Genomic DNA, 10,943 nt, shown 5'->3' with positions numbered 1-10,943 from the left:
GCGTACAAGGAAATTAGGGCAGTAGCTTCACGTAAAATTATTGTGGGTTTTCCAGATGGAACCTTTAAGCCAAATGGTGAAGTCACCCGTGGAGAATTTGCTGCTTTTCTTACAAACTCTTTTTATCCATACGTACAGCAAGAAAAATAAAAAGAATATCTATGATGCAATAAAATTGTATTGTTCGTTAGATATTATAGGTAAAATCATAAAAGGAAAAGGATGGAGAAAAATGAAAAGGATATTAATGTCTTTGTTGTCATTAGTACTATTCTTATCTGCTTTTCTTTTTGATAGCAACCCTTCTGCTGCAAATAGTGATCTAACAGATGAAGAACTTACTAATCTTCACTATCAACAAGCTTTGGAGGAAATGAATAGAACAGGATCTTACCCTGGAGAAATTGATAATGACGATCTCAATTCCGTGCCCCCAGAAGCTGGAAGTTTTAGTTTTAAAGCCGGAGACATATTGGTAACAAAATCAACAGATTCTTCTGGCTTATTAGGACATACAGGCATTGTTTTAACCAATCCTAAGAATGTATTACATATTAGAGGTCCGGGCGCTAAACCAGCAGTTATTTCAATAAATCAATGGTTATCTGATTACCCGGCAACAAAAGTTGTTAGGTTTAATTCTTCCAGTAGAGCTTATGATGCTGCTAAATGGGCAAGCTCCAATTATGTTAAGTCTAATGGTGGTCGTTATTCCAACCTTGATTATGGATTCACTGGTTCAATAAAGGGATTCAAATCAACCTATTGTTCTAAAATAGTATGGCAAGCATACTATTATGGTGCTCAAAAAGGATATAAGGTTATTCTTCAGACTCCAAGTCAGACCAAATGGATAATACCGGGTATTATCGCACCTTATCATTATCTTAACAAGAGCTATCAAAATTACAATGGATTCAAGACAGTCAAATCTATAAAGTGGTAAACATAAAAGCCTGTGACTTTTGTTTCTCTAAGTCACAGGCTTTTTATTAAACCTTGTATAAAATTTTTCAAGGAGACGTAGTTCCCACATTAACAACTTCTTTCTTTTTAGGGGTTTTCCACCCATATAGAATTGCTGTTCCAGTATCTTTCTTAAAGACAACAGAAGCATCATAAGGGCGAGTACCGCCTTTAAAGTAAGCATATTTGATAGTAATACTTTCAACATCTTCTGATGTGTATCCTTCTTCTTGCAGTTTCCAAACAACAGCTTCTAATAATTCTTCACGTTCTGTTCTTTCACCAAACATCACTCTCTGATAAAGCATATAACACAGCGTCACAACAAAGCATAAAATTAACACACTAATCAATGTTTTTTTGAGATTCATTATCCTGCTCATCTCCATGTTATATATTTCCTTTATTGTAAATAAAGGGAGTATCCGCTTGCATTCCACAAACAAATTCATTCACAATAAAATTACCTCATATTATTACATTTATAGTATAATTTTACACTTTTTGTTTTTCCTAAACAAGGAAAATATAGAGATAATCTACTAATTTAGACCTTCATTTTATATTGTCTTTTTTCTACACCATAAGACTTTTTATCTCACAAAAAAGCAAGAGACTAAAATGACAAGTCTCTTGCTTTTTACTTTACAGATCACCAACGATGCTCTCGATTTTTGGAATGAAAGCTCGATCAGTTACCCTGAACTTATGCAGCTTTTCCTTCGGCCGATCAAGAATTAAATCAAGCATTTGTTTTTTGTTGTCATGTTCAATGATAATTGTATGAATGTCTGTTGGTTTTAAATGATCCAGTTTTACTTTTGACTCTGGCTGTTCAATAATCCAAGCTTCATCCGCACCTGAACCAAAAAGATAATGATTAAACTTGAATGATTGATCATATTCAAAGATTAAATCACTCAATCCCATGTTTTCTAAGACAATGTGATTTTTATAGGTTTCTTTTGGTTTTAACGGTGACGTTGGGCTGACTGGAATGGCATATCGCTGAAGTCGCTGTATTTCGCTCTCTGACTTCGTATATAGGACTTCATCAACAAATGCCTCACCTGTGTCTTCTTTGAATGAAGATTGGATCTTTTGCTCTCCTTCTTTCATCAAAGAGCTGTGAGAAGGAATAGACGTACCCTTCACAAAATGCTGTTTCACCTTTTGAGTGTAAGGTGTCCCCACCATATATCCAGTGTACTTACTTGTAAAGAATAGATCCGTAACATATTCATACTCAAATGCCCGTTTACTTCCAGTTGTACCTTTGTCCTTCATTACACTTTGCTGTAAAGGAAATGCATACTGATACGAAGAATAGCTGCTTCGGTTTTTATAATCTTTTTTCAAACTGTCATCTACATCTGCCGGAAAAAAGAAACCATGGCTTTTCTCTTTTTTCAGTGTCTCAAATCCAGATTTTAAATGTTCTCCCGAAGGTAATTCTACTTGATATTTAAGCATTCCCGGTGTAATAGGCAAGGTAGTTTGTGTTTTTAAGTCATAGTTAGCTTTTGGAACATTCCCTGTTTTTTCCCAATGCTCAAAATAGTCTTTTGAACTTTTCCCCGGATTCCATGTATCTTCTCTACCGACAAGGAATTTTTGACCTAATATGTTATCTAAGGAACTATTTTTAATCGTGTCTCCTTGTTTATGATTGATGGGAATAGAGCCGGATAAACGGAACGTCTGCCCTTTCGACCAATCTGGATTACTGTTAAATGTCCAATTTAAGCAGATCGAATTCCCCTCTTTGTCTGTTCCAGATTGGCTGCATTGCCATCCAATCGGATAATTTGTGTATTCGTACTGGAAAGAGTAATTTAAGTTAGATCCTTTTACAGCTCGACCAGGGGCTGCTGACTGAATTGCTCCTGACTGTTGAATAGTACGCCCTGCAAATTGTACAGAGTGAGAAGGATTACGAGTAGCATAGTGGTTACCATTAATGGAGAAGCTACTTTTCACATACACTTGGCTTTCTTCATTCAGATTGGCTCTTCTCAATTCCCAGTAGGCTTTTCCTTTAGCTGATCCGGCTCCTCCTTGCTCACCTGAATCAGGGGGTTTAGGGACACCCTCTGGTTCGTCAGGATCGGGATTAGGATCAACAGGTGTGCTTCCTCCCCCATCGTTCTCGCAGCCTTCTACTTTGACTGTTTTGGTCGTTGATTTTTCCCTTTCCACTTCATCAGTGACATATAACTTAAGGGTTTTAGTTCCACAGTTATCAAACTTCACTTTTACCGACTTAGAAAAAGTGTTGTTATATACTTGCCCATCATCTAACCGAGTACCACCCTCATTAAATTTCCATTTGATCCAATCCTCATAAGGACTGAATTCTTCACCACTGATTGTATAAGTAACGGTTTCCCCTTTTTTAACTGTAGCTGGTCCAGTAATATTAGGCTTGGGAAAAGGAGTGGTTTTTATCTTTACAATCCCAATTTGATGTCCCCACTTGGTATATTCGCCCGAGCCTTGAATTGTTGGTATATGGGCGCCGCTTCTTCTAGCGATATCTCTGGAATAATAACGTTGATACGTAGTACTATAATGAATACTTTCTATATTCCTTGGTTGAGTTTCCCTCTCAACGTAAGCAGGGTTCCCATTAAAAGCTTCTCCCCACTGCCTAAGCATATTCTTATGAACAAACGTTAAACCCATAGCATTGTTGGTTTTTGGGCGCATAAGCATCATGTTCCCTGCAAATCTTCCATCTACCTCCACTTTCCAGTCTTCGGTGTGGATAAAATTACTTTCAGCACTATGTTCAACGTTAAACAATTGAGAGAATGCAGGGGTTTTCCAGTTACCCAATGGAATATCAGGATCGTAAGCGCTTATGGCTGCTTCTGTCTGCGCTATCGGTTGCAAAAGGAAGAACAAGATAAAAAGGAGGAGGATAACTTTGTTTTTCATTCAATTACTCCCAGATACCTTGTTGTAACTCAAGGTCAAAATTAGCAATTTCAAGTTTATATCCTCTCTCGCTTCCTGTACCATAACCAATTCCACTTATTACTTTTCTCGCTGATAATCCAAGCGCTTCTGCAACTTCTCTAGCTGGTGCATAGTATGATCCATTTTTAAATACTGGTGCTGTTGAAAGAGATTGTTCTTGTCCATTGACCATCATGGCTTTCTTTCCTGCTGTCAAAACTACTTTATTGTTTTCATATGTTAATTCAGATCCATCCTTGGCTACTTTAACACCTGTCGCATTCGCAAATAGTTCCTCTATATTTACAAAGTAATCTTTTCCTAGATTTTTTGGTTTTTCCTTCAAGTCACCAAATTTTAAATCCTCTGTTCTGTAAGTTACAAAATCCGGACTGAGACTGTACACATCAATAAGGAATTGACCTTTCTCAGTTGGTTGGCTAGGAATTACTTTGTCTAATTGAACTAGTTGTCGGTTACTTTGCATTTTGTCCTTTGGATATAGAGGGGTATTTTTTAAAGCTTTCCCATTATAAGCGATCAACTCAAGTTGAGGATATAAACTTACTAAACCTGCCACATTCGAAAATCCTTCAACTTCTCTCTTTACTAACTCTTTTGGGTGAGGAAGCTTTGCCCCCGGAAGTTGGTATCTATCCCATACTCTCTTCACAACATCTACCGTTACAATTTTACCCGAGAACTCTTCCCGAATTTGAAATACATGTGTTCCTACTTCCTGTTTCATTTTTTCATATGACCATTTGTAATAATCATCATCTATCACAGGTGGTTTAGAGGGAGGCTCAATCTGACTTTCTATGGTTTCTACCATACGATGCACAAATACAGCTGAAACTGCTCGATCTGCATATTCAGTTGGTGTGAATGTGTTATTTCCTTTTCCTTGAATGATTCCATACTTGGTCATTTTTTTAACGGATTCCATTGCATAAGCCGGAATAGAGTTGTTATCCTTAAAATTTAATTCTGTCGTTTCATTGTATTTCCCTTTTAGCTGCATAGCACGATCAATCATAACAGCAATATCAGCTCTTGATACTTTTTCATGGGCTTTTACATATCCTTTGGTATCACCCTTAATAATTCCTGCCTTAGCTGCTTTACTCACATCGTTGTACAATGCTGCAGACTTCGGTAAGTCTTTAAATTTACTATCTGCATCTGGCAGATTTAAGTACCGAACTAAGAATGCCGCAAATTGCCCTCGTGTGATGGTTCCACTAGGCTGAAATGTGCCATCTTTATAGCCGCTAATGATTCCTCTCTTGGTTAATTCGTCAATAGCTTCAAATGCAAAAGAATCATTCGCCACATCTTTGAATTTTTTGTGAGTGGCAGCTGCAGCCTCTACTCTTACAATGTTTTTGGAATCAAGAATGTTTATCACGTTCTCTGTGATTGGCGAAAACGCAAGGCCTGCTCCTAGAAAACTAGTGATAATAAATTTTGATGTTTTATTCATTAAAGTACCCTCCCAAAAGACTGATAATAGTTCCGGTCAAACACCTAATTAACTAATAATACGGCATATTTTGTAATATTTTCTAGGTATATTGAATTATTCAGATTCCTTCCATATTCGTTTCACTTTCTAAGGCAAGTCCCAACCAGTATAAAGCTTCTTTTCGTCGGATATAGTAAACCGTCCTACTTAAATGCAAATCAGAATAAACCTTATGATCAGACATATATTTTCCATCATTTCGTCTTCTTAGATACTTTTTTTCAATAATCTGTTGATGTTGTTCAGGTAAAGTGCTTAGTTTTGTATGAAAATAAATAAGCCACTCTTTTGCTGTTAATTTATTAATCACCAAACTTTCAGTACTGCTATGAAAAGCATTGTTTGGCGAAGAAGAAATATCAGAAATTGTACTAGTAACTTTCGGGTTGTATACTCCTGACTTCAATTTCATTGAATAATATGGCTCTATCCATTTTGTTAAAACATTTTCAATAACTGCCTCTATGTCATCTGATAGGAACTCTGCTGCTGTATGAGCCATTAATCAAACCTCCTTCAAACCAATTTTATGACCATTGGTAATATTATATTTTAAAGTTATAAATGAGACTATGCAGTTTCATTCATGTAACGTTCATAAAACAAATATTCTACTGTTACGCCAAAATAATTAGCAACTTTAACTTTGTTTTCTTTTCCGAATTCTTTTTTCTGTCTCAACACAAAAAATCATACTTTGATTCATGTTTAAAGCATGTGCCAAGTTCTTTTGGGTTAATCCCTTTCCCTTCCGAAGTTTAATCAATCGTTCATTTTTTCTATACTGCATCAAAATATATAAATCTCCCCCTTATTTTATTACCATTAGTCATATATTAAACTTAATATTAAATGACCTATAGTAATTTTGTCAATTTTTTTGAATATGGTCATTAAAATTCGGAGAAAATATGACTAATGGAGATAAAACGTATAAAATTGAACGAAAGGAGGATCGCATTTATGGATAACTTAAATACCTTTGGAAAGCGACTAAAATATATTAGAAAAACAAAGGGTTTGACTCAACGAGAACTCGCAAACGCTATTGGATTAGATCAGTCTGCTATCTCCCATTTCGAACGAGATAAGAAGAAACCAGATATGGACACATTGAAGACAATAGCAGACATGCTTAACATTTCTATTGACTTTTTGCTAACGCGAACTAATGATCCAGTAACCTATTCAAGAAATCAAACTGACTTGATAAAAAAGGTTAACAACAATCCATATATAACTGCTGAAGAATTAACGAAAAATTATCGTTTTATTATAGATGGCAGAGAAGCCACACAAGCAGAGATTGAGGAAGCCATCAAATATATACTCATTCAGAGAATGATGAAAAAAAGAGAATAGTATTTAAGTATTAAGTACGGATCAATTGTATCTCCAATTTTAGTTTTTGGATCAAGTCTCTTAGGTCAATATCTGTTCTTGGTTGTCCTTTTACCTGTTGACTTTGTTTAAATGATGTTTGCTTAACACGATATTCTTTTGCTAGTTCCATTGGAAAAACGTCCTTTCTTAAATTTTCAAAAGAATAGAAGTCTTACCATGTCCATTATCATACAACTTTTGATTTATCCTTTCTACATTATATGTAAAATTAGACAAATTTCGACAAAATCAGACGTTTTTAACATTATTTTTTTCCCGCAAACAAATATTTCGTATATAATTTATTGTTGTTTGCGGGAAAAAGTAACTAATTCGTTATCATAATACTTGATGTTGTTTGCGTCTGTTTTTTAAACGCTCTTCCAGCTCTCTTCTCCTTTTCTCTAACTCTTGCTCTTCCATAGGTTTCTTTTGAATCGTTTTTAAGTCCTCCTTTTTTCTTTGCGTTCGTCTTCTTTTAACTCATAAAACCAATCAGGCAGCGTTTCTTCCCGAATTATCTTTTTACTTTTAGGCTGTTTAGCAGAATTAGAAACAATTGAGTCTTTTTTACCTTTTACTTTTGCTTCTAGCAATCTCTCAAGTTTTCCGACAGCCCAAATATAAGGTTCATCACAAATTGCTTTTTGACAATCATTTAATGATCTTTCCACAGCAGTTAATATATCATCGTATGTATACCCGTTAATTGTTTTTTCTTTTAAACGAGCAAAAAACTTTTCAGCGTTTTCTTTTTTATGATTTTTACTTACAAGAAATTTTACAAGCTCTTCTTCTTTAAAATCAGTCTCTTTAAAGTCAGTCTTATTAGTGTCCATTTTTTGGACTTCCAAGTTCTTTATCCTCGTCAGGATCTGAAATTTTCTCCTCTTCTGGAAGACTTTCGAGTTTATCAATTTCATAAATGCCCTGCTTAGTAACTTGTAGTTTTAATAGATAAAGTATATTAGCTTTATTTAAGCCACGTCTTTTTTGTTCAACAAATAGGCCAGATTCTTTAGGTGTTGTATAATAAATTCAAAAGTTTTTTAACTAAAGGATAGAAGGTAGAAAAATGGTTAATAAAACAGCCAAAAATATTAGAGAAAGTTTAACAGCCGATTGTACGAAGTGCTTTGGACTTTGTTGCACAGCACTTAATATTGTAGCATCAAGTGATTTTTCGATTAACAAACCGGCAGGTACTCCTTGTATCAATCTGCAGTCTGATTATAGCTGCCAAATTCATAGTCAGTTGAGGGAGAAAGGATTCAAAGGCTGTACAGTATTTGATTGTTTGGGTGCTGGACAAGTCGTTTCTCAAGTTACTTTTAACGGTCAGAGTTGGCGAGAAAGTCCTGACATTGGGAAGAAAATGTTTCAAGTGTTTCCCATCATGGAGCAAATACATGAAATGATAGCGTACGTGGCAGAAGCTCTGTCTTACGATATACCCGATGATTTAGCTGATAAATTGAGAAAACAGTTAAAGGAATTGCAGGATTTAACGAAGTTGGACGCAGATAATTTATTGTCACTTGATTTGGTGATGTATCGATTTTCTTTAAATGAACTGCTTACTTCAGCGAGTGATTTCGTTAGGAGAAATACAATCGATAAAATGCCTAGTCTTCGAAAAATTAAAGAGTTTAACCATGTCAGAGCTGATTGGATGGGTAAAAAGTTAAAGGGAAAAGATTTAAGAGCAACTGATTTTAGGGGAGCCTATTTGATTGCCGCAGATATGAGAAATACGGATTTAAGGGCAGTCAATTTTATTGGTGCGGATTTGCGAGATGTTAATTTCAGTGGCGCTGATCTGTCCACCAGTATGTTTTTGACCCAAATGCAAATTAATTCGGCTAAAGGTGATGTAAAGACAACATTACCCTCTCATATACATCGACCTTCTCATTGGATTAACTAATTTTGTATATATTTGCGTATTGAAAAGTGTTACGTGACAATAAAGATATTTAATTTTGAAGCTTCAAATACGCATTATACCGTCCATATTTATGGACGGTATAAAAATAAAGATGTTTAATTTTTGTTGTGATTGCTAATTTACACTTCATAGATGTAAGAATAAAGTCGTTTGAAAGTCTATGTTTTCTACAACAATCGCGCCCGATTGTTGAATAATGAAATATGAGAAAGAGCTTTATAAAGGGGTCTCGCCGACAAAACACGAAAACTATACGTTAAGGGATTTAATAATATTTACAACTACAAATTCTTTACTCTAAACAAATTTTCACCGAAAACGAGCGTTTTTGGTGATTTTCAATAAGGGAGTTTTCCTTCAGTTCTTTGGCTATTGTATTTGGCAATAAAAAAGTACAGAGAATTGCAGAGAAAAATACGGAGGGTTGCCACCCAGATATTTCTATTTTTTAGGTACGCTTGGATAAGGCATTAGTTAGTCTGTAGCTGCTTCCCGTGTATGAAATAATATGAGCGTGATGGATCAACCGGTCGACTAATGCGGCGGTCAGCCGTGAGTCGGTAAAGATCCTATTCCATTGGCTAAACTCAAGATTTGATGTTAAAATCAAGCTCTTTTGTTCATAACACTCTGTAATCAGCTGAAACAGGAGCTCCGCCCCTTCTTTTCCAAAAGGCAGATACCCCATTTCATCTAAGATAATAACATCTGCTTTATCCAGCTTTTTGCGAAATGATGCCCATTTGCCGCAGGCCAAAGCGTTTTCCAGCTCTTCCACAAGATGAGCCACGCGGTAAAAACGGACGTCATATCCTTTTTCACAAGCTCTTCGGCCGAGTGCTGAAGCAAGATGGGTTTTCCCGGTGCCAGGTGCTCCCACCAGGATAAGGTTTTCTTTTCGTTCAATAAACCGAAGGCTTTCTAATTCTTGACGATCCAGCCGGGAAGGGAGACAGATAGCTTTGTGCCATTTATACTGCTCCAATGTTTTATATTCCAGAAACCGGGCTTTTTTAATATTCCTCTCTGCTTTCGCTTTTTCTCTTCCGTCTTTTTCAATCTTTAGAAGCTGTAAGAGAGAATCCGTTGGATTTTCAAATGGTATTTCTTCGTATATATCTGCTATGTAGGCTAAGCGAAGATGTTTGCACAGCTGATCCACTTGTTCATTCATGGGCTTTTCCCTCCTTTACTGAAGGCTGAAGCGCATCATACTCTATCCAATTAATCTCATAAGGATGACGGGCATCTTCCTGGCCTTCCTGAAGAATCAGATGATAAAAATCATCATGAATCTTTTGGATGTCGTACTGCACCAATAAATTAAGTAGTTCATTTACTCGGCGCCTTCGCAGCTCAATAGACGGAACAGAAAGGTACTCACTGATACGACCCGGAAAATAAGGGAAGTACCGCGAATCATGAATAGAACGCGTTTTTTCCAGCCATCCTTTTAGAATATCATTCCACGGCAGAAGACGGCGCTTCTTCCTATAGGGACGGTAGTCCTCAAGCAGAGTTTCCCCTTCATGGCTGATCACTTTGAAACGATTCCATTCTTTTAAACAGCGCAGATGCACATGGTTCTTGGCTTTAGGGACGTGGATTAAGTAATCATCTAGTAAAAATTCATTGTATTTGTTAAATTTGACGGCTGCTTCTTTAAACACAGAGTAAGGCCGATCTGGGAATACAAGAAGGTATGATTTCTCTTCATACACCATGCCTCGTTTAGGGCAGCCAGACGGAACTGGAATCTGTTCTTCATCGCATATTTCTTGGCTGTACGCCAATTAATGTGCAGTGTTTCGGCTATCTTTGAGATCGAAAGCCCTTTTTGATTTCTTAATAATTTGATACACTTAATATCAGACATTGCTAGCATTCCTCTCTTACCTCCACTGTTGGATTCGACACCTATACAGCAGAGGGACTTGAGATGGTTGGCAAGTCTTTTTTTATGGCACTAAAAAAGTGCTGACCTCTGCACAAAATCATTGCTCGAGTCTGCACTTTTATTCTGCCGGATATAACAGAATTTGACCTAATGTAAAACAGCATTGAGAAGTCTCAATGCTCTTTTGATTTAAATAACACTCGATACAGGAAGTTAACTGTTTCTAGAAAATAAATTTCTTCTCTTTTGTGCTTTCCATT

12 protein-coding genes are annotated in these 10,943 nt (G+C 36.2%); 4 read left to right on the top strand and 8 right to left on the bottom strand.

What is annotated here, in order from left to right; genetic code table 11:
• Positions 1-12 precede the first annotated feature (12 nt).
• Positions 13-150 (top strand): S-layer homology domain-containing protein, encoded by a 138-nt coding sequence (locus tag BBA02S_RS20425; protein WP_255211765.1) that lies wholly within the window; start codon positions 13-15, stop codon positions 148-150.
• Positions 151-232: 82 nt separating this feature from the next.
• Positions 233-946: a C40 family peptidase gene (locus tag BBA02S_RS18955; protein WP_052475176.1), complete on the top strand. Its 714-nt coding sequence runs from the start codon at positions 233-235 to the stop codon at positions 944-946.
• A 67-nt stretch (positions 947-1,013) separates the two neighbouring features.
• Here the strand turns inward: BBA02S_RS18955 and BBA02S_RS18950 are convergent, their stop codons facing one another.
• From BBA02S_RS18950 to BBA02S_RS18935, 4 genes are all read right to left on the bottom strand, one after another.
• Positions 1,014-1,337: a DUF3139 domain-containing protein gene (locus BBA02S_RS18950; RefSeq protein ID WP_169799384.1), complete on the bottom strand. Its 324-nt coding sequence runs from the start codon at positions 1,335-1,337 to the stop codon at positions 1,014-1,016.
• Positions 1,338-1,611: 274 nt separating this feature from the next.
• Entirely contained in the window at positions 1,612-3,906 is a 2,295-nt protein-coding gene (locus BBA02S_RS18945; protein WP_041114335.1) for a hypothetical protein, read from the bottom strand.
• A gap of 4 nt (positions 3,907-3,910) precedes the next feature.
• A complete protein-coding gene (locus BBA02S_RS18940) occupies positions 3,911-5,413 on the bottom strand; it encodes an S-layer homology domain-containing protein (RefSeq protein ID WP_041114336.1) in 1,503 nt (500 codons plus the stop codon).
• Positions 5,414-5,513: 100 nt separating this feature from the next.
• Entirely contained in the window at positions 5,514-5,957 is a 444-nt protein-coding gene (locus BBA02S_RS18935) for an ArpU family phage packaging/lysis transcriptional regulator (protein WP_041098509.1), read from the bottom strand.
• A 461-nt stretch (positions 5,958-6,418) separates the two neighbouring features.
• Between BBA02S_RS18935 and BBA02S_RS18930 the strand changes: the two genes are divergently transcribed.
• On the top strand, positions 6,419-6,817 hold the full coding sequence (locus BBA02S_RS18930) for a helix-turn-helix domain-containing protein (RefSeq protein WP_052475175.1): 399 nt from the start codon (positions 6,419-6,421) through the stop codon (positions 6,815-6,817).
• Between the two features lie 10 nt (positions 6,818-6,827).
• Here the strand turns inward: BBA02S_RS18930 and BBA02S_RS20865 are convergent, their stop codons facing one another.
• Positions 6,828-6,968 (bottom strand): hypothetical protein, encoded by a 141-nt coding sequence (locus tag BBA02S_RS20865; protein ID WP_156141512.1) that lies wholly within the window; start codon positions 6,966-6,968, stop codon positions 6,828-6,830.
• 313 nt (positions 6,969-7,281) lie between these two features.
• Positions 7,282-7,692, bottom strand: a complete 411-nt coding sequence (locus tag BBA02S_RS18925) for a hypothetical protein (protein ID WP_125474333.1) — start codon at positions 7,690-7,692, stop codon at positions 7,282-7,284.
• A gap of 221 nt (positions 7,693-7,913) precedes the next feature.
• Between BBA02S_RS18925 and BBA02S_RS18920 the strand changes: the two genes are divergently transcribed.
• Complete coding sequence (locus BBA02S_RS18920; protein WP_041098505.1) at positions 7,914-8,765, top strand: pentapeptide repeat-containing protein; 852 nt, start codon at positions 7,914-7,916, stop codon at positions 8,763-8,765.
• 469 nt (positions 8,766-9,234) lie between these two features.
• Here BBA02S_RS18920 and istB read toward each other — a convergent pair whose 3' ends face one another.
• Together istB and BBA02S_RS18910 are read right to left on the bottom strand one after the other, a co-directional pair.
• Positions 9,235-9,960, bottom strand: a complete 726-nt coding sequence (gene istB / locus BBA02S_RS18915; RefSeq protein ID WP_041098503.1) for an IS21-like element helper ATPase IstB — start codon at positions 9,958-9,960, stop codon at positions 9,235-9,237.
• Entirely contained in the window at positions 9,953-10,510 is a 558-nt protein-coding gene (locus tag BBA02S_RS18910; protein ID WP_156141514.1) for a hypothetical protein, read from the bottom strand. The genes istB and BBA02S_RS18910 overlap by 8 nt, the downstream gene beginning before the upstream one ends.
• Positions 10,511-10,943 lie beyond the last annotated feature (433 nt).

This window comes from Bacillus badius NBRC 15713 (genome assembly GCF_001591605.1).
In the GTDB taxonomy this organism is placed as follows: domain Bacteria; phylum Bacillota; class Bacilli; order Bacillales; family Domibacillaceae; genus Pseudobacillus; species Pseudobacillus badius.
The sequence above is the reverse complement of the archived record's forward strand: the minus strand, read 5'-3'. Positions and strand labels throughout refer to the sequence as shown.